16 protein-coding genes, 1 other RNA gene and 1 pseudogene are annotated in these 22,008 nt (G+C 70.4%); 12 read left to right on the top strand and 6 right to left on the bottom strand.

Features of this window, described 5'->3' with window-relative positions:
• Positions 1-1,085, top strand: a pseudogene (locus HF526_RS03575) (bifunctional RNase H/acid phosphatase).
• Positions 1,086-1,131: 46 nt separating this feature from the next.
• On the top strand, positions 1,132-2,091 hold the full coding sequence (locus HF526_RS03570; protein WP_169379768.1) for a ribonuclease Z: 960 nt from the start codon (positions 1,132-1,134) through the stop codon (positions 2,089-2,091).
• A 22-nt stretch (positions 2,092-2,113) separates the two neighbouring features.
• Here the strand turns inward: HF526_RS03570 and HF526_RS03565 are convergent, their stop codons facing one another.
• The 3 genes from HF526_RS03565 to HF526_RS03555 all read right to left on the bottom strand — a co-directional run bounded on the left by HF526_RS03565 (position 2,114) and on the right by HF526_RS03555 (position 4,806).
• On the bottom strand, positions 2,114-2,605 hold the full coding sequence (locus tag HF526_RS03565) for a L,D-transpeptidase (RefSeq protein WP_211176721.1): 492 nt from the start codon (positions 2,603-2,605) through the stop codon (positions 2,114-2,116).
• A gap of 163 nt (positions 2,606-2,768) precedes the next feature.
• Positions 2,769-4,028, bottom strand: coding sequence for an ArsB/NhaD family transporter (locus HF526_RS03560; RefSeq protein WP_169379852.1), 1,260 nt, complete (start codon positions 4,026-4,028; stop codon positions 2,769-2,771).
• Between the two features lie 16 nt (positions 4,029-4,044).
• Positions 4,045-4,806: a TSUP family transporter gene (locus HF526_RS03555; RefSeq protein ID WP_169379767.1), complete on the bottom strand. Its 762-nt coding sequence runs from the start codon at positions 4,804-4,806 to the stop codon at positions 4,045-4,047.
• A 74-nt stretch (positions 4,807-4,880) separates the two neighbouring features.
• Between HF526_RS03555 and rnpB the strand changes: the two genes are divergently transcribed.
• An RNA gene (gene rnpB / locus HF526_RS03550) (RNase P RNA component class A) lies at positions 4,881-5,289 on the top strand.
• A 52-nt stretch (positions 5,290-5,341) separates the two neighbouring features.
• On the opposite strand, the gene HF526_RS03545 is transcribed toward rnpB, so the two are convergent.
• Positions 5,342-6,817: a penicillin-binding transpeptidase domain-containing protein gene (locus tag HF526_RS03545; protein WP_169379766.1), complete on the bottom strand. Its 1,476-nt coding sequence runs from the start codon at positions 6,815-6,817 to the stop codon at positions 5,342-5,344.
• 712 nt (positions 6,818-7,529) lie between these two features.
• On the opposite strand from HF526_RS03545, the gene pstS reads away from it, so the two are divergent.
• The 5 genes from pstS to HF526_RS03520 all read left to right on the top strand — a co-directional run bounded on the left by pstS (position 7,530) and on the right by HF526_RS03520 (position 11,937).
• Positions 7,530-8,591 (top strand): phosphate ABC transporter substrate-binding protein PstS, encoded by a 1,062-nt coding sequence (pstS, locus tag HF526_RS03540; protein ID WP_211176719.1) that lies wholly within the window; start codon positions 7,530-7,532, stop codon positions 8,589-8,591.
• A 65-nt stretch (positions 8,592-8,656) separates the two neighbouring features.
• Positions 8,657-9,703: a phosphate ABC transporter permease subunit PstC gene (gene pstC, locus HF526_RS03535; RefSeq protein WP_211176718.1), complete on the top strand. Its 1,047-nt coding sequence runs from the start codon at positions 8,657-8,659 to the stop codon at positions 9,701-9,703.
• Entirely contained in the window at positions 9,700-10,749 is a 1,050-nt protein-coding gene (gene pstA, locus HF526_RS03530) for a phosphate ABC transporter permease PstA (RefSeq protein WP_169379763.1), read from the top strand. Before pstC ends, pstA begins: the two co-directional genes overlap by 4 nt.
• A gap of 16 nt (positions 10,750-10,765) precedes the next feature.
• A complete protein-coding gene (pstB, locus tag HF526_RS03525) occupies positions 10,766-11,542 on the top strand; it encodes a phosphate ABC transporter ATP-binding protein PstB (protein ID WP_169379762.1) in 777 nt (258 codons plus the stop codon).
• Entirely contained in the window at positions 11,542-11,937 is a 396-nt protein-coding gene (locus HF526_RS03520; protein WP_169379761.1) for a winged helix-turn-helix domain-containing protein, read from the top strand. The genes pstB and HF526_RS03520 overlap by 1 nt, the downstream gene beginning before the upstream one ends.
• Positions 11,938-12,004: 67 nt before the next feature.
• Here HF526_RS03520 and HF526_RS03515 read toward each other — a convergent pair whose 3' ends face one another.
• Positions 12,005-12,655, bottom strand: a complete 651-nt coding sequence (locus HF526_RS03515; RefSeq protein ID WP_338051269.1) for a phosphatase PAP2 family protein — start codon at positions 12,653-12,655, stop codon at positions 12,005-12,007.
• A 686-nt stretch (positions 12,656-13,341) separates the two neighbouring features.
• On the opposite strand from HF526_RS03515, the gene lgt reads away from it, so the two are divergent.
• Together lgt and HF526_RS03505 are read left to right on the top strand one after the other, a co-directional pair.
• A complete protein-coding gene (lgt, locus tag HF526_RS03510; protein WP_169379759.1) occupies positions 13,342-14,172 on the top strand; it encodes a prolipoprotein diacylglyceryl transferase in 831 nt (276 codons plus the stop codon).
• Positions 14,173-14,330: 158 nt separating this feature from the next.
• The gene (locus HF526_RS03505) at positions 14,331-14,681 is read left to right on the top strand and encodes an STAS domain-containing protein (RefSeq protein WP_169379758.1); all 351 of its coding nucleotides are present in this window, start codon (positions 14,331-14,333) and stop codon (positions 14,679-14,681) included.
• Here the strand turns inward: HF526_RS03505 and HF526_RS03500 are convergent.
• Positions 14,678-16,777 carry a SpoIIE family protein phosphatase gene (locus HF526_RS03500; RefSeq protein WP_169379757.1) on the bottom strand — a complete coding sequence of 700 codons (2,100 nt, stop codon included), beginning with the start codon at positions 16,775-16,777 and terminating at the stop codon, positions 14,678-14,680. The genes HF526_RS03505 and HF526_RS03500 overlap by 4 nt on opposite strands.
• Positions 16,778-16,974: 197 nt before the next feature.
• Here HF526_RS03500 and HF526_RS03495 point away from each other — a divergent pair, with 197 nt between their 5' ends.
• Both HF526_RS03495 and HF526_RS03490 read left to right on the top strand, forming a co-directional pair.
• Positions 16,975-21,357 carry a HAMP domain-containing protein gene (locus HF526_RS03495; protein WP_420821583.1) on the top strand — a complete coding sequence of 1,461 codons (4,383 nt, stop codon included), beginning with the start codon at positions 16,975-16,977 and terminating at the stop codon, positions 21,355-21,357.
• On the top strand, positions 21,354-21,911 hold the full coding sequence (locus HF526_RS03490; RefSeq protein WP_169379755.1) for a response regulator: 558 nt from the start codon (positions 21,354-21,356) through the stop codon (positions 21,909-21,911). Before HF526_RS03495 ends, HF526_RS03490 begins: the two co-directional genes overlap by 4 nt.
• The last annotated feature ends 97 nt before the right edge of the window (positions 21,912-22,008 follow it).

Below are 22,008 nucleotides of genomic sequence, written 5' to 3'. Positions count from 1 at the left end.
ATGAAGGTCATCGTGGAGGCCGACGGCGGGTCCCGGGGCAATCCCGGCGCGGCCGGTTACGGCGCGGTGGTGCTCGACGCCGCCAGCGAGGAGGTGCTCCTCGAGCGGCACGGCGCCCTGGGCATCACCACCAACAACGTGGCCGAGTACCGGGGCCTGATCGCCGGGCTGGAGGCCGCCCGCGAGCTCGGCGCGACCGACGTCGAGGTGCGGATGGACTCCAAGCTGGTCGTCGAGCAGATGTCAGGCCGCTGGCAGGTCAAGCACCCGGCGCTGCGGCCGCTCGCCGCCGAGGCCGGCCGGCTGGTCAACGAGCTGGGTGGGGTGAGGTTCGGCTGGATCCCGCGGACACGCAACAGCAAGGCCGACGCCCTGGCGAACAAGGCGATGGACGCCCAGGACGGCCGATGATCGGGGCGGCTGAGGGCCAGGGCGCGGCGACGACCGCGTGGACGGGCCAGATGGGCAAGCCCACCCGGCTGCTGCTGCTGCGCCACGGCCAGACCGAGCTGTCGGTGCACCGCCGCTACTCCGGGCACGGCGACCCCGAGCTGACCGAGCTCGGTCATGCGCAGGCTGCGGGCGCCGCGGCCCGGCTGGCCGCGGTCGACGGCATCGCGGCCGTCCTGAGCTCGCCGTTGCGCCGGGCCCGCCAGACGGCCGCGGCCGTGGCCGAGGCGACCGACGCGCCGCTGGCGGTGCGGGACGCGCTGATCGAGACCGACTTCGGCGCCTGGGAGGGCCTCACGTTCACCGAGGCCCGCGACCGCGACCCGCAGCTGCACGCGGCGTGGCTCGGCTCGCAGGACGTCGCGCCCCCGGGCGGGGAGAGTTTCGCCGAGGTCGGGAAGCGGGTGTCCGCGGAGCGGGCGAAGATCGTCGCCGAGTACCCGGAGTCGACGGTCGTGGTGGTCAGCCACGTGACCCCGATCAAGATGCTGCTGTGCGAGGCGCTGGCCGCCGGGCCGGGGATCCTCTACCGGCTGCACCTGGACCTGGCGAGCCTGTGCATCGTCGACTTCTATCCCGACGGCGGCACCTCGGTCCGGCTGGTCAACGACACCTCCCACCTTCCGGTGGCCTGATCGCGCCGTCCGGCGCGGCCCCGGGCGGACGCGTAGCGTCGGCGGGGTGTCGGTCCGGGAACTGATCGTGCTCGGCACCGCCAGCCAGGTGCCCACCCGGCAACGCAACCCGAACGGCTATCTGCTGCGCTGGGACACCGAGGGTCTGCTCTTCGACCCCGGCGAGGGCACCCAGCGGCAGATGGTGCTGGCCGGGGTGTCCAGCAGTGCGATCACCCGCATCTGCCTGACGCACTTCCACGGCGATCACTGCCTCGGTGTGCCGGGCATCGTCCAGCGGCTGTCACTGGACCAGGTCGCGCACCCGGTGCACGCCCACTACCCGGCGTCGGGGCGGCACTACTTCGAGCGGTTGCGCCACGCCAGCTCGTTCCGCGATGTCGCCGACCTGCGTGAGGAACCGATCGAGCGCGACGGCGTGTTCGCCGTGGGCGTGGCCGCGACGCTGGAGGCGCGCCGGCTGGACCACGTGATCGAGTCCTTCGGCTATCGGCTCGTCGAGCCCGACGGGCGGCGCATGCTGCCGGAGGCACTGGCCCGCTTCGGCGTCGCCGGTCCCGACATCAGCCGTCTGCAACGGGCCGGCGTGCTGGAGATGAACGGGCGGACGGTGCGGCTGGAGCAGGTGAGCGAGCCGCGGCCCGGTCAGCGGTTCGCCTTCATCATGGACACCCGGCTGTGCGACGCGGCGTACGCGCTGGCCGAGCGGGCCGACCTGCTCGTGATCGAGTCCACCTTCCTCGACGAGGACGCGGCACTGGCCCGCGACTACGGCCACCTCACGGCCAGGCAGGCGGCGTCGGTCGCAGCGGACTGCGGCGTGCGCAGGCTGGTGCTCACCCACTTCTCCCAGCGCTACCCCGACCCGGCCCCGTTCCACCAGGAAGCCGTCGCGGTGTTCGACGGCGAGATCGTCGTGGCCCGGGACCTGACCCGCATCCCCGTTCCCCGGCGGGTGACCGGCTCGGACATCGCTCCGGCCGCCGGCGCCCCCGTCCCGGGCTGACCGCCGCGGGCCACCGGCGCCATCAGTGCACCTGGACCTGGTCACCGACCTGCAGGTAGTCGAAGAAGGCCTTCGCGTCGTTCATCGAGAGGTGTACGCAGCCCGCGGAGAACTTCTGCAGGCTGCCCTCGTGGAAGGCGACCCCGCCGTCGGCGAAGAACACCGAGTAGGGCATCGGGGCGTTGTTGAACTCGCGGCTGTGGTGGTTCTCGTCCTTCCACTGCACGGTGAACGTCCCCACCGGGGTCGGCTCGCCGGGAGCCCCGGGCATGATCGCGACCGGGCCGCGCACGACGTGCCCGTCCTTGATCAGCCAGGCGTGCCGCCCGGCGAGGTCGACGCACGCCTCGGCCGTCACCGTGCACGGCGTCCCGGGCACCAGTGCCCGGTCGGCCGCGTTGCCCGTGGGCGCGTTCCCGGTCGTCGCGGGGGCGGGACCGGTGGCGGCCATGGCCGCCGGGCCGATCAGCAACGTCCCCATACCGACCGCCGCAGCCGTCGTCACCACACTCATCGATCGGCGTACACCGGGCCGTGGTGCCTTGCTGTGCTTGCCCATGCCTACCCTTCGCTTCTTGCCGTACCCCAATGGATGACGCCGGAAGGCGGCGGGAGGTTGCACCGTTCGGCTCACAGGTTTCTCCCAGCAACCGACAGGGGTGGCCGACGGGCGGGGATCAGCGGGCGAGCAGGGACAGCCACAGCGCGACCACCGAGGCGGCCAGCGCGAGGGGCACGGTGAGGACCCCGAGACGGAGCAGGTCGCGCAGCGCCGGGGGATGGCCACGGTCGGTGAGGACCTGGCGCCACAGCAGGGTGGCCAGCGACCCGATGTAGCTCAGGTTCGGCCCGATGTTCACTCCCAGCAGCAGGGCGAGCACGAGCCCGGGGTTCGGGGCCGGGCCCAGCGCGTCGAGCAGCACCAGGGTGGCCGGCAGGTTGTTGACCAGGTTGGCCAGCAGCGCGGCGATCCCGGCGACGGCCAGCAGCGCGAGCAGGCCCGGTTCCCCCGGGCCGGCGGGCAGGATCGAGCGCAGCGCGGTGGTCAGGCCGTTGGCGCTGACCGCGGCGACGACCACGCCCAGTGCCAGGACGAACAGGCAGAACAGCGGAGCGGTTGCCGTCACCAGGCCCAGCGGCGTGATCTCGCGGCGGGCCAGCGCGCGCAGGCTGAGCACCGCGGCCCCGGCCGCGGCGATCCACACCGGTTCCACCCCGACCAGCGAGGACGCCCCGAATCCGGCCAGGGTCAGCCCCAGCACCGCGAGCGCGAGCCGCGGGGTGCGCTCGACGGCCTCCTGCTCGGCCGTCGGCCGCCCGGTTGCCCGGTGGGCCGGCGTGCGCAGATCGTCGGCGAAGAACCTGCGCAGAATCAGGTACTCGACGGCCAGCGTGGCGAGCCAGGGGAGCGCCATCAGCGCGGCGAAGCCGAGGAAGGACAGGCCGGAGGCGCCGAACGCGAGCAGGTTCGTCAAATTGGAGACGGGCAGGATGCTGGACGCCGAGTTGGACAGGTGGACGCACGCGTAGGCCTGCGGGCGCGCGGGCAGCCGTAGCCGGGTGGCCGTCGCCACGACCACCGGTGTGAGCAGCACGACGGTCGCGTCCAGGCTGAGCACGGCGGTGGTTCCGGCCGCGGCGACGAACACCAGACCGAACAGCCGGGCCGGGTTGCCCGCCGAGGCACCGGCGAGCCGCGCACCGAGCCAGCGGAAAACCCCCTCGGCGTCGGCGAGGTGACCGAGCAGCAGGATGGCCGCGAGGAATCCGACGGTCGGACCCAGGTCCCGGATCTCGGCGACGGCCCTGCTCATCGGGAGCAGGCCGAGGACGACCGCGAGCACGGCGGCCGGAACCGCCGCTACCGCCTCCGGCAGCCGCCACGGGCGCAGCGTCGCCACGGTGAGAACGACGACCAGCAGCCCGACAGCCGCCATCCCGGCCGGCACGGCGTCAGCCCACGATCAGCCAGGTGCCGACGCCGACGCCGAGCGCGACGACGCACCAGCGCAGCACGTTCTCCGGCAGCCGCTGAGCGATCTTGGCGCCGAGGAACCCGCCGACGAGCGTCGTCGGCGCGAGCACCGCGACCGCCGGCCAGTCGACGGGCGCGCCGACCGCGAACACCAGCACCGTCACCGAGGCGATGACCAGTGACAGCAGGCCCTTGAGGGCGTTGAGCCGGACCAGCCGGTCGTTGGCGAACAGCGACAGCGTCGCGATGAGGATGACCCCCAGCGCGCCACCGAAGTAACCGCCGTAGATCGCGGCCACGAACACCGCGGGCAGCAACACCCGCTGCCGGTCCGGGGCTCCCACGTCGGGCTGGCCGATCCAGCGCTTGATCCGCGGCTGCAACGCCAGCAGAGCACTGGCCATCAGCACGAGAGCGGGCACCACGGCGTTGAACACCGAACCGGGCAGCGTGAGCAGCAGCGCGCAGCCGATCCCGGCGCCGAGCACGGCGACGAGGGAGGTGAGCAGGATCCGGCGGCGCTGCTCCCGGAGGTCGCGGCGGGCGCCGGTCACCATCCCGACGTAGCCGGGCCACTGCGCGACCGAGTTGGTGACGTTGGCGGCCAGCGGTGGGAAGCCGACCGCGAGCAGCGCGGGGAACACCAGCAGCGACCCGCCGCCGGCGACGGCGTTGATCGCGCCCGCGAACAGGCCCGCGACGAGCAGGAAAACCAACGCACCCGGTGACGCATCAATCACGAGGGGGCACGCTATCCCGCCGGGCGGCCCGCGGCCTACCGAGCGCGGCGGCCGCGTACAATGGACGGAGCGGACGAGCTGGCCGGGCGGCCGCGTCGGCGGTTCACGCAACCGCCGCCGAGGAAAGTCCGGACTCCGCAGGGCAGGGTGGTTGTTAACGGCAACCCGGGGCGACCCGCGGGACAGTGCCACAGAGAACAGACCGCCTCGCGCCTCGGCGCGAGGTAAGGGTGAAACGGTGGTGTAAGAGACCACCAGCACCCCGGGTGACCGGGGTGGCTCGGTAAACCCCACCCGGAGCAAGGCCAGGAGGCTCCCGTCCTCGCGGACGGGAGCTGCGCAGATGTTCGAGGGCTGCCCGCCCGAGTCTGCGGGTAGGCCGCACAGAGCCCGCCGGCGACGGCGGGTCGAGATGGATGGCCGCCGAACGGAGCGCCGTGAGGCGCCCGGGAACAGGATCCGGCTTACAGGCCAGCTCGTCCGCCCTCATTCTGTGAACGATTCCGTGAACGCCCCGGGGTGCGGGGTCGCGGCGTCAACCGCTCGGCCGCAGCGCGGCGGCGATGACGTCGCGGGCGATGGGGGAGGCGACGGAAGCGCCCGTGGCGGCGTCGCCGAGATGGCCACCGTTCTCCACGATGACGGCGATGGCCACGACCGGGTGGTCGGCCGGGGCGAAGGCGACGTACCAGGTGTGCGGTGGGGTGGTCTTGGAGTCGACGCCGTGTTCGGCCGTGCCGGTCTTCGAGGCGATGGTGACCCCCGGGATCGCACCGTGGCCCGTGGTGAGCTGCTCGGATCCGACCATCAGGTCGCGGATCGTGGCCGCCACGCTGGAGGGGATGGCCTGATCGAGTTCCCTGGGCGTCGTCTTGTCGATGACCGACAGGTCCGGGGCGTCGATCTCCTTGATCAGGTAGGGCGCCATGCGGGTGCCGCCGTTGGCGATCGTGGCGACGATCTCGGCGTTCTGCAGCGGGGTCAGCCGCACGTCGCGCTGCCCGATTCCGGACTGGGCCAGCGCCGCGGCGTCCGGGAGCGCACCGACCTGAGACACCGCCACCGGTTCCGGGAGCTGCAGGTCAGCCTTCCCGATGCCGTACGCCTCGGCCTGGGCGCGCAGCCGGTCGGCCCCGATCTGGTCGGTGAGGGTGGCGAACGCGGTGTTGCACGACCGTGCCAGCGCCTCCGCCACGCTCACCGTGGTGGTCGAGCCCGGCCCGCAGTGCTCACCGTCGTAGTTCTCCAGGGTCGTGCTGGTACCCGGCAGCGTGATCTGTGAGGCCGCGGTCAGCTCGGTGTCCGGGGTGGTCCCCTCCTGGAGTGCAGCCGACAGATCCACGAGCTTGAACGTCGAGCCCGGCGGATAGGTCTGCGAGATCGCTCGGTTGGTCAGCGTCGGTGGATCGCCGGCGTTGTCGCTGATCCACGCCTGCCGCTGGGTGGCTGGATCGTGCGAGGCGAGCGGGCTCGGATCGTAGGACGGAGTCGAAACCATGGTCAGGATCGCCCCGGTGGACGGCTGGATCGCCACCACCGAGCCCGCGTAGCCTCTGCCGGCCATGTCCTGGTAGGCGACCTGCTGCATCCGGGGGTCGATCGTGGTCACGACATTGCCCGGCGTCGGGTCCCGCCCGGTGACCAGGTCGGACAGACGATGGAAGAACAGCCGCGGGTCCGACCCGTCGAGCACCGGGCCGGCGGCTCTCTCCAGACCGGTGGCGCCGTATGTCGGTGAGAAGTAGCCGGTGACCGGTGCGTACATCGGACCGTTCGGGTACTGCCGCAGGTACCGCAGCGAGTCTCTGGTCGGCGAACTCGACGCCAGCAATCGACCCGCCGCGCTGATCTGCCCCCGCGGGTGCGAGTACTCGGCAATCAACACCCGGGGGTTGCGCGGGTCGTTTCTGTAGTCGGAGGCCTTGATCACCTGGACGTAGGTGAGATTGGCGAACAATACGGCGATCATGATGATCGCAACGATTGCGACTCTTCGGATCGGAACGTTCACCGGCGACGTGCTCCGGCCAGCGATCCCCGACCGGGACGACCGAGAGCCCGGTCGCTGACGGGCGCAGCTGGGTGGGAGAGCGTGCGGCGTGCTGCCATGGTTCCTTCCTCGACCTCTCACGGGCCTGCGGCGTGGCGTTCTTCGCGGTGCTGCTGTGCAGCCTGGCGGCCGGCCCGCCGGCGCATCGCCGCAGCGGTTCACCTGGACAGACGCTAAGGCCCCATCAGCCCCACGATTCCCATAGCCCCCACCAGCTCCACTGCTCCCTCGAGTCTGCCCCGTCCTTGTCACGAACGGCACGTTCGCTCACTAGGTTCGAACGAAAGTGCCGTTCGTGGGGATGGGGCGCGCGGGCGAGCGGGGGCTGGGGATGCCGCCGGTCGGGCTCGGGGGATCCGGCGCTCGCCGGGAGGGGCCTGCTCTCTCCGGCGGAGCGGGCGCCGTTGGCTCCCGATCAACCACAAGAGATCGGTACGCCATTTTAGGGAAGTGTGACCGGAAGGGCCGAATATCGCCCCTTTCGATGCCTTATGGCGATTACTCCACGTGACAGTTCATTCTCCGTTCACCTCAATAGGGGCGTGCGTCTACTGGTCGCCGATACGTTTCCCCGGCGGCCGTTCCGTGGTCGTGACCGACCTGGCTCCCCACATCCGGAGGACAAGTGAAGCTCTCGCGGCATGGTGTCGCGCTCAGTCTGGCGACGGCTGGGATGGTGCTGCTAGCGGCCTGTGGAACAGACAACGGCGGTGGCACCGGGACGAGTGCGGCGGCCGGTTCCACTGCGGACATCTCTTGCTCGACCGGGTCGCTGACCCTCGCCGGGTCCACGGCCCAGCAGAACGCGATGTCGGAGTGGACCAAGAACTATCTGTCCACATGCTCCGGCTCGAACATCAACTACGGGGGCGGCGGCTCGGGGGCCGGCGTGCAGCAGTTCCAGCAGGGGACGATCGACTTCGCGGGTTCGGACTTCCCGCTGGCCGAGGGTAGCGAGCAGCAGGCGGCCGACGCCCGATGCAAGAGCGGCCCGGCGATCAACCTCCCGATGGTGCCCGGCCCGATCGCGGTGGGCTACAACGTGCCCGGCGTGCCGACCCTGAACCTGTCCGCCGCGACGATCGCGCAGATCTTCGACGGCAAGGTCACGAACTGGGACAGCCCGGTGATCGCCAAGGACAATCCCGGCGTCACCCTGCCCAACCTGCCCATCCAGACCTTCCACCGGTCCGACGGCTCCGGGACCAGCTACAACTTCAGCAACTACCTGGCCAATGAAGCGAAGGCCGACTGGACCTACGGGGCGAACAAGAACTGGCCGGCACCCGGCGGTCAGGGCTCCAAGGGCACCCAGGGCATCGCCCAGGGCGTGAAGACCACCCCGGGCGGCATCGGTTACATGGAACTGTCCTTCGCCACGCAGAGCAACATTCCCTACGCGAAGGTGGGCAACGCCGCGGGCAAGTTCGTCGAGCTCACGACGGCCAACGTCGCCAACTTCCTGTCCAAGGCCAAGGTCGTCGGCTCCGGCAACGACCTGAAGCTGCAGTTCGACTACACGAACACCGATGCCAACGCCTACCCGAACCTGCTGGTGACCTACGAGATCGTCTGCTCGAAGGGCAACGCACCGGACAAGCTGCCCCTGATCAAGAACTTCCTGTCCTACGCGGCCAGCACCGCCGGGCAGCAGCCGCTGGCCAACCAGGGCTACGTCCCGCTGCCGGACGACCTGCGGACGAAGGTCCAGCAGGCGATCAGCTCTCTCGCCTAGATGAGCGCTACGGGCGGGAGCGCCATCCGGCTCTCCCGCCCGGACCGCGGATGTCAGGCAGCGACATGGAGGAGTTCGAGACAGCGGTGGCCGATGTGACCTCTAGACATTCGCGCGGCGAGAATCCCGGCACGCGGCCTGCCGCGTCGTCCGCGGGTTCGGTCGCGCCCACCGCTGGGCCACCGGGTGAGTTGAGTCGTCGGCGACCTCGCCGGGGCGACACCGGATTCCGGCTGCTGGCCACCGGGGCCGGCGTGCTCCTGCTGGGCATCATGGCCGCGATCGCCGTCTTCCTCCTCCTGGAGGCGATTCCGGCGATCAGTGCGGACCGGTCGAACTTCCTCACGACCCTGGGTTGGAGTCCGGACGACTCCCCGTCGTCGTTCGGCATCGCCGCGCTGGCCTTCGGCAGCGTGTTGAGCTCGCTGCTGGCCTTGCTGATCGGGGTGCCGGTCGCCGTCGGTGTCGCTCTCGTCACCAGCCACTACGCACCCCGCTGGTTGGGTGGCCCGCTGGGATACGTCATCGATCTGCTGGCGGCGGTTCCGAGTGTGATCTTCGGCCTCTGGGGCCTGATCTACCTGGTCCCCGCGATGATCCCGCTGGCGCAATTCCTGAACCGCTACCTGGGCTTCATTCCGCTCTTCGCATCCGACGGCACGTTCGGGAAATCCGTTCTCGTGGCGTCCGTGGTGCTGGCCGTGATGATCCTGCCGATCGTCGCGGCGGTCTCCCGGGAGGTCTTCGGTCAGACCCCGCGCGACCACATCGAGGCGGCCTATGCGATCGGTGCCACGAAGTGGGAGATGGTCCGGACGGCGATCCTGCCGTACGGGCGTTCCGGCATGGTGAGTGCGACCGTTCTGGGGTTCGGCCGGGCGATCGGGGAAACCATCGCCGTCGCGCTGGTCCTCTCGGCGAACTATCAGATCAGCTTCCGCATCCTCGAACCGGGCGGAAACACGATCGCCGCGAACATCGCCAACACCTACGGCGAAGCCGGCGCGACCGGCCGGGGGGCGCTCATCGCCTCCGGTCTGATCTTGTTCGCCATCACGTTGATCGTGAACTTCGCCGCCCGCGCGATCGTCAAGCGAGGAGTTGCCCGGTGACCGCTTTGGACGTACCTGCGTTCGAGCCCCCGCTGCGCCGGCCCCGGCTCCCGCGGTGGTCGTTCTTCGCGGTCTTCGCCGGAGTGATCGTGGTGTCCGGCGCTGTGTTCGCGGTGACCCCGCTGCAGGGCCGGGTGCAGTTCGGACTGTTCGTCGCGGTGCTCTACGTGGTGGCGCAGACCGCAGTGTCCGCGGTGGTGGAAGGGAAGCGGCGCGCCACGGACCGCATGGTCACGTTGGTGCTGGTCGCTTGCGCCGTGGTGGCGGTTCTGCCGCTCGTCGCCGTGCTCGGATTCACGATCGTGCGGGGGCTCGAACGCCTCGACCCGTTCTTCCTCACGCACACGATGCGCGGGGTCGCCGAGCAGGACCCGGTCGGGGGCATCTACCACGCGATCATCGGAACCCTGGAACAGGTCGGCATCGCAACGCTCATCTCGGTGCCGTTCGGCCTGCTCGTGGCGATCTACCTCGTCGAATACGCCGCCGGCCGCTTCGGCCGCGCGGTGAGCTTCTTCGTCGACGTCATGACCGGGCTGCCCTCGATCGTCGCCGGCCTGTTCATCTACGCCCTGTGGATCCTGGTGCTGGGCCAGAGCTTCTCCGGGTTCGCCGGCTCCCTCGCGCTGATCATCTTGATGCTCCCGACGATCGTCCGCACCTCCGAGGAGATGTTGAAGATCGTCCCGGGGGCACTGCGGGAGGGCAGCTACGCGCTGGGCGTCGAAAAATGGATCACCGTCCTGCGAATCGTCCTTCCGACGGCGCTGCCCGGCATCATCACCGGTGTGATGCTGGGCATCGCCCGGGTCACCGGTGAGACGGCGCCGCTGTTGCTCACCGTGTTCGGCAACCCGGCCCTCAACGTCAACCCGTTCTCCGGGCCCCAGGAGGCCCTGCCGCTGTTCGTGTTCGGCGAAGCCGGCCTCCCCAACGACACTGCGGTCGCCCGGGCCTGGGCCGGTGCCCTGACCCTGATCCTCATCGTCCTGCTCCTCAACATCGCCGCCCGGCTCATCGCCCGCCTTGCGCGGGTCCGCGGTTAGAAAGGCAGAACCGGCCATGGCCAAACGCGTTGACATGAAGGATGTCGACATCTTCTACGGCAAGTTCCACGCCGTGGACTGTGTGAGCCTGTCGGTGCCGCCGCGCAGCGTGACGGCGTTCATCGGCCCGTCCGGCTGTGGCAAGTCGACGGTGCTGCGCACGCTCAACCGGATGCACGAGGTGATCCCCGGGGCCCGGGTCGAGGGCGAGGTGCTGCTCGACGGCGAGGACATCTACGGTCCCTCGGTCGACCCGGTCGGGGTGCGCCGCACGATCGGCATGGTGTTCCAGCGGCCCAACCCGTTCCCGACGATGTCCATTCGGGACAACGTGGTGGCCGGGCTGAAGCTGCAGGGCCGCAAGGGCAAGAAGGAACTCGACGAGACCGCGGAGCGGGCGCTGCGGGCGGCGAACCTGTGGACCGAGGTCAAGGACCGGTTGAACAAGCCGGGTGGCGGGTTGTCCGGTGGGCAGCAGCAGCGGTTGTGCATCGCCCGTGCGGTCGCGGTGCAGCCCGACGTGCTGTTGATGGACGAGCCGTGTTCGGCGCTGGACCCGATCTCCACGCTCGCGATCGAGGATCTGATCTCGGAGCTGAAGAAGGACTACACGATCGTCATCGTCACCCACAACATGCAGCAGGCGGCGCGGGTGAGCGACCAGACGGCGTTCTTCAACCTGCGCGCGACCGGTGAGCCGGGCCGGCTGGTGGAGATCGACGACACCGAGCGGATGTTCTCCAACCCGACCCAGCAGGCCACCGAGGACTACATCTCGGGGCGCTTTGGCTGATGGTCACACCCGGATTCGCTTCCGCCGGCGGCGGCCCGCGCACCTTCCAGCCCGTCCAGCCGCAGACGGCGGGCCGGCTACGCGTGCTCCGCATCGGCGATGTCGAGCTCCAGATCGACGGCCACCAACTCCGGGTCCGCGGACAGGTCGTCCCCCTACCGCACAAGGAATTCCTCATCCTGCGCCTGCTCATGGACAACGCCGGCCGCGTCGTCACCCGCCGGGAGATCCTCGACGAGGGGTGGGGCGGGACGCAGTACGACGGCACGAAGGCCCTGGAAGTGCACATCATGCGCCTGCGGGCACGCATCGAGGACGACCCGAGGACGCCCGCCCGGATCCGGACCGTCCGCGGCATCGGCTACGTCTACGACCCACCCGACGATCTCCGGTAGGACGGGCCGAGCCCCGGTGCACCGCCACCGAGATGCGAGCGTTCCGATCGATGTCGCCCGCTGCGGCCTAGCCGTGCGAGCCCCCGATCAGCGAGTCCGCGGGAGTGTCCGCCGGGGCCGTGGTGCTCGTCGCGGTGCAGCCGGCCTCGGCCGCGGCGGCTGTTGCCGGGCCGGGGCCGAGCAGCCGGCCCAGCGGGCCGCGGCGCAGCCGGCGCACGGCCGGGCCTCCCCACGTCCGTGCGGCGCTGCCGACCGCCAGGGCGCAGGCCGCGCCGACGAGCAGTCCGACGACGACGTCGTGCGGATAGTGCGCGCCGACGTAGACCCGGGAGGCTCCCAGGAGCAGCGCGAAGGGCACAGCCGTCCAACCCAGTCGGCGATGGACGACCAGCAGGGCGATGGCCAGGGCCGCTGCCACCACACTGTGATTGCTCGGGAAGGCGTAATCGGTGGGCGGATCACAGGGCAGCACCGTGGCGGTGACGTGCAGGGTGTCGCAGGGCCGCACCTCGCCGACGAAGGCCTTGACCACGGCGCCGGCGCCGAGGGCCAGCAGCACCCCGACGGGGGCGGCCAGCGCCGCGGCCGCGGTCGAGTCGCTGCTGCGGCGGGCGTGCAGTCCGCCGGCGAGCAACAGCAGGGCCAGCAGGACGAAGCCGGCTGTCGTGTAGACCACTGCCACGGGGTGCAGCCACGGCGTGTCCTGCGCGAAGCGCACCACGTCGAGGTACCAACCGGAATCCGGGAATCCGGATGAGGCAATCTGTACGGAAACACCTGGCATTGCCGGTAATCACTCTCCAACCTGAGAGGTCCCCGCTGGGGCGAGGGATGTCGAGCGTGTTGCCCGGTCGGACCCGCGACGTAGCGAGATGATGTCGTGAAGCCTGAGACTAACAAATATGTCCGCCGGGGACGCATCTATACATGTGGCGTCGGCCGCCGAAGCAGACTCGCCTCTCCGGGTTCGAGGTATCGCCGCGGCGGTGCCGAGGTTGGGCCGGGCGTGCGCACCCGGGCCGCGTGCCAGCGGAGTTTCTGCAGCTAGACCAGCTTGTTGGTGATCCCCGGACAACTCGACGCCGATGCTGCACCGCTGCTCGCCGACGACGGCACGGGCCGCTGTGAAGCTGTTCCGGCACGGGGCCGCCGCCGATCGGGTCATTGTCGGGCTGATGAGGTCGCCGCCGCCGATCCGGGTAAAAATTTGCCGTGGCCTAACCGGGAACTGGGTCTCGTCTGCACTTGTGACGCGTATTCTGCTTACGCTCACCTGTCGAAGGAATGAGTCCGGTCGCGGCTGGGTCATGCGCATTCGGTGTCAGGCGTCGGAGTATATTCGGGTCCGGGTGCCGCGCGATGAGCCCGGACCCGACCAGGGCCTGTGCGAGAAGACGGGAAGCGATGACGCTGGCGTACCTGCCCAGCCCCGCTCAGGGGGTCTGGCATCTGGGACCGATTCCGATCCGGGCGTACGCGCTGTGCATCATCGCGGGGATCGCGGTGGCGGTGTGGTGGACCCAGCGGCGCTGGGTGGCCCGTGGCGGCGTGGCCGACGATGTGCTGGACGTGGCGGTGTGGGCGGTGCCGTTCGGCGTGGTCGGCGGCCGGCTCTACCACGTGATCACCGATCCGGAGTTCTACTTCGCCCCGGGCAAGGACCCGGTTCGGGCTCTGTACATCTGGGACGGGGGCCTGGGCATCTGGGGCGCGGTCGCGCTCGGTGCGGTGGGAGCGTGGATCGGGTGTCGGCGCCGTGGCATCAGGCTGGCGGATTTCGCCGATGCGATGGCCCCGGGCCTGGTGGTCGCGCAGGCGATCGGGCGGTGGGGGAACTATTTCAACCAGGAGCTCTACGGCGGGCCCAGCACGCTGCCGTGGGCGCTGGAGATCGATCCTGCGCACCGTCCCCCCGACACCCCGGACATCGCGACCTATCAGCCGACGTTCCTGTACGAGTCGCTGTGGGACATCGGGGTGGCGGTGCTGCTGGTGTGGGCCGGGCGCCGGTTCGGGCTGCGCAACGGGCGGTTGTTCGCGCTGTATGTCGCCGCCTACACCGCCGGTCGGGCCTGGATCGAGGCGCTGCGGATCGATCACGCCAACCACTTCCTCGGGCTGCGGCTCAACGACTGGACCAGCCTCGTCGTGTTCGTCGCCGCGACGGCGTTCCTGCTGCTGCGCCGCCCCGCGCGCGCCGAGAACACCACCGCCGGAACCTCGGTGCCCTCCTGACCGGCAGGCGGGGTCAGCCCGCTGCCGGGCTGTCCGGCCGGGCGGCCGTGCGAGCGACGTCCCGCTCGATGACGTCGTCGAGCACGTGGGCAGTGTGGGGTTGCCGCCGGGTCGGACAGCGGTACGGTCGTCGGTAGCGACGAACATCGGAGCGGGTCATGCCCCACCTACCCGTTGGCGGCGCCACTCCGCGGATCACCGTCGATCTGCTTGAACTGAGTCCCAGCGCGGCCGTGTTCACCACGACCGGCGGGCTCGACCTGGCCACCGAGAAGGTGTTTCGGGACGCCCTCGAGGACGCCGTCGGCCGCGCCGACACGATCGTGGTCGACCTCTGCGGGGTCACCTTCATGGGCTCCGTGGCGGTGCCCATCATCGTCAACGTCCTCAAGGGCCTGAGTACCAAGCAGGCGTTCAAGCTGGTCACCGGACGCACCGCCGACATGGTGCTGCGAATGCTCGGAATGAATGCTGTTCTCGACTGCTTCCCCTGCCGCTCGTCCCTCTAGCCGCCGCCGCTGTGCTGCCCCGGACCGGCGCGCACCGCGAGGAGGGCGATGTCATCGTGGCGCTCGTCCACGGAGAAGACCTCGATGGCGGCGCGCACCGACGCGACGAGTCGGGCGGCGGTTCGTCCGGCCGCTCCGGACGCCGCCGTGAGCAGCCGCTCGGCGCCGAACTCGTCGTGTCCGTTGCGGCGCTCGGTGACGCCGTCGGTGTAGGCCAGCAACATGTCGCCGGGGTCGAGGTGGTGCCGGGTGCAGGTCAGCTGTACCCGCTCGACCAGGCCGACGGCGGTCCCGTGCCGGCCGATCAGCTCGGTGGCGCCGCCGGCACGGACCACGACCGGCTGCAGGTGGCCGGCCAGGACGAGGTCGACGTCCAGGCCACCGCCGTCGTGCGGACCCACCCGGCTGATCAGCGCGGCGGCGAGGGTACAGAACTGCGACGGGTCCCCGGCCTCCATCATGACGTCGTTGAGCAGCTCGATCGCACGGGTCAACGGACGGCCGTCCCTCACCAGCACCCGGAGCACGTCGCGGACGAGGCCGGTGCGCGCGGCGGCTCGGGCGCCCTTGCCACAGACGTCCCCGATCGAGGCCAACCATCGATCCGGTGCCGTGGGCACCACGTCGTAGAAGTCACCGCCCACGTCGCTGCCGGAGCTGACGGGCAGGTATGCGGCGGCGAACTCGACACCGTCGGGTGTCGGCAGTGCCCGGGGCAGCAGGGCTTGCTGGAACGCCTGCGAGGTCTGGACGTGCAGCGCGGTGCGTTGCGCGTTGTCGATGGCGAGCGCGGCGCGGCGGGCGATGTCGGTGATGAGCGCGATGTCCTCGGGGCTGTGCGGGCGATCGGTGGGCCGGCCGACGGTGAGCACCCCGACGCCGCGCCCGGCAGCGGTCAGGGCGACCGCGATCCCGTCGGTCGGCACGCTGAACCAGGCCGGGGCGACGCTGCCCCGCAACAGCGCCGTCAGCTGAGCGCGCAACGCAGCGGGTAGCGCCGCCCCCGGATCGAGGGCATCCCGCAGCTCGGGGATGGCGTCCTCGTCGGCGTGGGTCAGCGCGGCGAGCTGGAGGTGGCCGGCTGCGTCCGGCAGGTGGACGGCCGACCACTGTCCCAGCCTCGGCACGACGACCTGCGGGACGAGCGCGACACTGAGGCCGACGTCGAGCGACTGCCCGAGGAGCTCGCTCGTGTCGGCCAGATAGGTCATCCAGGCCCGGCGGCGCCGGTCGGCGGCGCGCAGCCAGTCCGCCTCGATGGCGAGGGCGATCCGGTGCGCGGCGAGCTCGGCGATGTCCAGTGCCGCAGCGGCGCCGGGTCGGGGTACGACCTGCAAGCGGCCGCGCAGCGGCGCGGTGAGCGGCAGGGCCACGTGCAGCACCCGCGCCGGCGGCACATCCGTCGCCGGGTCGAGACCCTGTCGGCACAGCTGGCGGGTCCCGCTGCCGTCGCCGGTGTCGACCTCGACCGCCACCCCGTCGACGTCGAGGACCTCGTGCAGCCGGCGGACGAGTTCCGCGATGAGCTCCGGCGCGTCGAGGGAGGCGCCGACGGTCGCGGGCAGGTGCAGCAACCGGCGCATGCCGTCGCCGTTCGGCCAGAACCGGCCGAGGTCGGGCGGAGCGGGAGCGGCAGGGGTCTGCGGGCGGGGCACCGCCGATGTGTCCTGTGGTGGATCGGCCGCCTCGTTGCGGTTCAGGGTGAACCAGATCTGGTGGGTGCCGTCGGCATCGTGCCGGGTTCCCCACGACGCGGCCAGTCGCTGCACCATGGCCAGGCCCCGGCCGTGGCTGGCTTTGCGACCGTAGCGCTGCCGGGGCTGTGCGAGGTGGAGCTCCAGTGGTCCGGCCCCGCGGTCGCTCACCGCGATCCACACGTCGTCGGCGGTGATCTCCAGCTCGAGCTCGAACTCGGTGCCGGCGTGCAGGACCGCGTTGTCGAACAGTTCGCCGGCCAGGAGCAGCGCCGTGTCGAACAACTCGTCGTCCTCGCCGATCCCGGCAGCGTCGAGAGCCTGGCGCAGCAGCCGGCGGGCGTGGCGCGGTGAATCGGCGGCAGGGGGGAATCGTGTCCGCCGTCCGGGATGGGTCCGCACGCGTTCAAGTCTGCCGTGTCGGGGTAGTCCATGGCGCCGCGGGCGCAGCCCGAATAGGGTCTACCAGCGGCGCCTCGGTGTCCGTGGCCGTCGACCGGCTCGGCCGAGGGTGGACGTGAAAGGCGGCGGCCATGGCGGATTCCCTGGGTGGTGGCGCAGCCACCGCCGTCCAGTCCGGCGATCATCGTTCCGGACCCGTGACCGAGGATGTCGAGCCGTTGCTCCGTGAGCTCGCCGAGGCGCTCCGTGAGGTGCGCCTCGGCCGGTTCGACGTGCGGTTGCCCCGGCGCGGCGGACCCTTCGGCGAGGTGGCCGATCAGTTCAACGAGCTGGTCGGGCTGCAGGAGCGGCGCAACCGGGACCTGCTGCGGATCAGCCGGGTGGTCGGTCGCGAGGGTCGCATGCTCGAGCGGCTGGACGAGGAGTCCTACGACGGCCTGTGGGCGGAGACCGCACACGCCGTCAACGGCTTGATCGATGATCTCGCCCGGCCGACCAGCGAGATCGCGCGCGTCATCGAGGCGGTGGCCCAGGGCGACCTGTCCCAGCACATGGCGTTGGAGATCGAGGGCAGGCCGCTGCGCGGCGAGTTCCTGCGCATCGGTCGCACCGTGAACACCATGGTCGGCCAGCTCTCGTCCTTCGCGGACGAGGTCACCCGGGTGGCCCGTGAGGTCGGTACCGAGGGTGCGCTCGGCGGACAGGCCGACGTGCGCGGGGTGGCGGGCACCTGGCGGGCGCTCACCGACTCGGTGAACACCATGGCCAGCAACCTCACCAACCAGGTTCGGTCGATCTCGTCGGCCGCGACCGCGATCGCGCAGGGTGACCTGTCGCGGCGGATCACGGTGAGCGCACGGGGCGAGGTCGCCGAGCTGGCCGACACGATCAACTCGCTGACCGACACGCTGCGGCTGTTCGCCGACGAGGTGACCCGGATGGCCCGGGAGGTGGGCACCGAGGGCCGGCTCGGCGGCCAGGCCGAGGTGGCGGGGGTGGCCGGCACCTGGAAGGACCTCACCGACGCGGTGAACCTGATGGCGGCGAACCTCACCGACCAGGTCCGCGGTATCGCCCAGGTGGCCACGGCGGTGGCCCGCGGCGACCTGTCGCAGAAGATCACCGTCGCCGCCCGCGGTGAGATCCTGGAACTCAAGAACACGGTCAACACGATGGTCGACCAGCTGTCGAGCTTCGCCGACGAGGTGACCCGGGTGGCCCGTGAGGTGGGCACCGAGGGCAAGCTGGGTGGCCAGGCCGCGGTGCCCAACGTCAGCGGCACCTGGCGCGACCTCACCGAGAACGTCAACCAGCTCGCCGGCAACCTCACCGCTCAGGTGCGCAACATCGCCCAGGTGACCACGGCCGTGGCGCTGGGCGACCTGTCGCAGAAGATCACCGTCGATGCCCGGGGTGAGATCCTGGAACTCAAGAACACGGTCAACACGATGGTCGACCAGCTGTCGAGCTTCGCCGACGAGGTGACCCGGGTGGCCCGTGAGGTGGGCACCGAGGGCAAGCTGGGTGGCCAGGCCGAGGTGCCCAACGTCTCCGGCACCTGGCGCGGGCTGACCGACAGCGTCAACTACATGGCGTCGAACCTGACCGGGCAGGTGCGCAACATCGCCCAGGTCGCGACCGCGGTGGCCAACGGTGATCTGTCGCAGAAGATCGCGGTGGACGCGCGGGGCGAGATCCTGGAGCTGAAGAGCACGGTCAACACGATGGTCGACCAGCTGTCGAGCTTCGCCGACGAGGTGACCCGGGTGGCCCGTGAGGTGGGCACCGAGGGCAAGCTCGGTGGCCAGGCCCAGGTCAAGGGCGTGGCCGGCACCTGGCGCGATCTCACCGACAACGTCAACTACATGGCGTCGAACCTGACCGGGCAGGTGCGCAACATCGCCCAGGTCACGACCGCGGTGGCCAGGGGCGATCTGTCGCAGAAGATCACCGTCGATGCCCGGGGCGAGATCCTGGAGCTGAAGAGCACGGTCAACACGATGGTCGACCAGCTGTCGAGCTTCGCCGACGAGGTGACCCGGGTGGCCCGCGAGGTGGGCACCGAGGGCAAGCTCGGTGGCCAGGCCCAGGTCAAGGGCGTGGCCGGCACCTGGCGCGATCTCACCGAGAGCGTGAACCAGCTGGCCGGCAACCTCACCGCTCAGGTGCGCAACATCGCCCAGGTCACGACCGCGGTGGCCAGGGGCGATCTGTCGCAGAAGATCACCGTCGATGCCCGGGGCGAGATCCTGGAGCTGAAGAGCACGGTCAACACGATGGTGGGCCAGCTGTCGTCGTTCGCCGACGAGGTGACCCGGGTGGCCCGTGAGGTGGGTACCGAGGGCAAGCTCGGCGGCCAGGCCCAGGTGCGAGGGGTGTCCGGTACCTGGCGTGACCTCACCGAGAGCGTCAACCAGCTCGCCTCCACGCTGACCACCCAGCTGCGGGCGATCTCGGCGGTCTCGACCTCGGTGGCCAGCGGTGACCTCACCCAGCAGATCCGGGTTGCGGCGCTGGGCGAGGTGGCCGAGCTGAAGGACAACATCAACCAGATGATCGTCACCCTGCGGGAGACGACGAAGGAAAACGCCGAACAGGGCTGGCTGGAGTCCAACCTGGCGCGCATCGGCGGCCTGCTCCAGGGGCAACGGGACCTGGGCGAGGTCTGTCAGATGATCATGAACGAGGTCACTCCGCTGGTCAAGGCGCAGGTGGGAGCGTTCTTCCTGGCCGAGGGAAACCCGGATGACGCCGCGTCGATGCTGTTGCGGGTGTGTGGCGGCTACGCGCTGAGCCAGGGCGCGATGCCGCCGTCGTTCCGCTCGGGCGAGGGGCTCGTCGGCCAGGCCGCGGCGACCAAGCAGGTCGTGCTGGTCGAGGACATCCCGGCGGGGTACCTGCCGATCCGGTCCGGCCTCGGCGTGACCTCGCCGCGGGCGGTGGTCGTGCTGCCCGTGTTCTTCGAGGGTGAGGCGCTCGGCGTCATCGAGTTCGGTTCGATCACCCCGTTCTCCGATCTGCACCTCACGTTCCTCGGACGCCTCGTCGGCACCATCGGTGTGGCGATCAAGACCATCCAGGCGAACCGCTGGACCGAGGAGCTGCTGGCGCAGTCGCAGGGACTCGCGAAGGAGCTGCAGACCCAGTCAGCCGAGCTGCAGCGCACCAACGCCGAGCTGGAGGAGAAGGCCGAGCTGCTGTCCGAGCAGAACCGCAACATCGAGATCAAGAACATGGAGATCGACGCCGCCCGCCGCGGTGTCGAGGAGAAGGCCCAGCAGCTCGCCCGGGCCAGCCGGTACAAGTCGGACTTCCTGGCCAACATGAGCCACGAGCTGCGGACCCCGCTCAACTCGCTGCTCCTGCTGTCCCGGCTGCTGGCCGAGAACCCGGAGCGCAACCTGACCGCCAAGCAGATGGAGTTCGCCAGCACGATCCACGACGCGGGCGCCGACCTGCTGCTGCTCATCGACGACATCCTCGACCTGTCCAAGATCGAGGCCGGCCGGGTGGACGTCGAACCCCAGGTGCTCGACCTCGCGCAGATCCGCGACTACGTGGTGCAGGCCTTCGGTCCACAAGCCGAGGAGAAGGGCTTGGAACTGCAGGTCGAGCTCTCGTCGGGGCTGCCCTCGACGATCACCACGGATCCCCAGCGGCTGCAGCAGATCCTGCGCAATCTGCTGTCGAACGCCGTGAAGTTCACTGCTGCCGGCACCGTCGCCCTCCGGATCGAGCCCGCCGCCGCGGGCACGGTCTACGGTGTGCCCACGCTGGACGCGGCGCACGAGGTGGTCGCGTTCGCGGTGCACGACACCGGGATCGGGATCGTGCACGAGAAGCTCGGAATGATCTTCGATGCATTCCAGCAGGCGGACGGTACGACGAGTCGCAAGTACGGCGGTACCGGACTCGGGCTGTCGATCAGCAAGGAGTTGGCGCGGATGCTCGGCGGTGCGATCACGGTGGAGTCGCAACCCGGCGTCGGGTCGGTGTTCACGCTGCTGCTCCCCGGCGAGATGCCGATCTCCACGGCAGCGGCGTCACGGCAAACTCGCCTGGCCGTCGCGAAACGGCTTCCGGGCCCGCGGGCCGACGCCGTGCCGGAACCGCCGATGCTGCGTGCCGTGGACGGTGGGCCGGACGGCGAGCGGTCCACACCGGTGCTCGACGGGGTCACCGTCCTGATCGTCGACGACGACGTGCGCAACGTCTTCGCCCTGACCAGCGCCCTCGAACTGCACGGGATGAGGGTGCTCTACGCCGACAACGGAGCCGACGGCATCCGGCTGCTCACCCAGCACCCGGACGTGGACATCGTCCTGATGGACGCCATGATGCCCGACCTGGACGGCAACGAGACCACACGGCTGATCCGGAAACTGCCGCACGGGGCGGACCTGCCCGTGGTGTTCCTGACGGCGAAGGCCATGCCCGGCGACCGCGAGTCCAGCCTCGCCGCAGGCGCCAGCGACTACATCACCAAGCCCGTCGACCAGGACCGGCTGCTCGCCGTGATGGGATCCTGGATCGAGCGGTCCCGCTCTGCGCGGCCGGCCCACCACGAGCCCGCTCCGTGAGCCGGTCCCGCACCCCCAAGGTGCTCGCCGTGGACGACCGTCCCGAGAACCTGCTCGCCCTGGAGGCGATCCTCCAGGGCCTGCCCATCGAGATCGTCGGCGTGAGCAGTGGGGAGGACGCCCTCAAACAACTGCTCGTCGACGAGTTCGCGGTCATCCTGCTCGACGCGCAGATGCCCGGCATGGACGGCTTCGAGACCGCCGGGCACATCAAGAACCGCGAGCGCACCCGGCGCATCCCGATCGTGTTCCTCACCGCCGTCGACTACGACGCCCACCTGGCCTTCCGCGGGTATCAGGCGGGTGCGGTCGACTACATCAGCAAGCCCTTCGACCCGTGGGTGCTCCGCTCGAAGGTGGCGGTCTTCGTCGATCTGTGGGCGGCGAACGCGGAACTGGCCGAGCGGGCTGCGGAATGCGAGGTGCTGCGCGACACGGTGGACGACACGCTGGCCCTGCTCGACGGGCCGGACGCCCACGGCGATGAGGTCGCTGCCGTGGTGGACCGGGCCCGATCCAGGCTCGAGGCGGTGCGCCGGCACCGCAGCGCCTGACCGGGGCCCGGTGGTGGCGCCGGACCCGGCAGGCCGTCGGCGCGCGGGTCGGCCAGAATGACGAGCCGGAGCCGACGGCCCCGAGACCGACGACGTG

The sequence above is a fragment of the Pseudonocardia acidicola genome (genome assembly GCF_012911935.1).
Classification (GTDB): Bacteria; Actinomycetota; Actinomycetes; order Mycobacteriales; family Pseudonocardiaceae; genus Pseudonocardia; species Pseudonocardia acidicola.
Note: the sequence above shows the minus strand (reverse complement) of the source record. Positions and strands in the feature narration are given on the sequence as shown.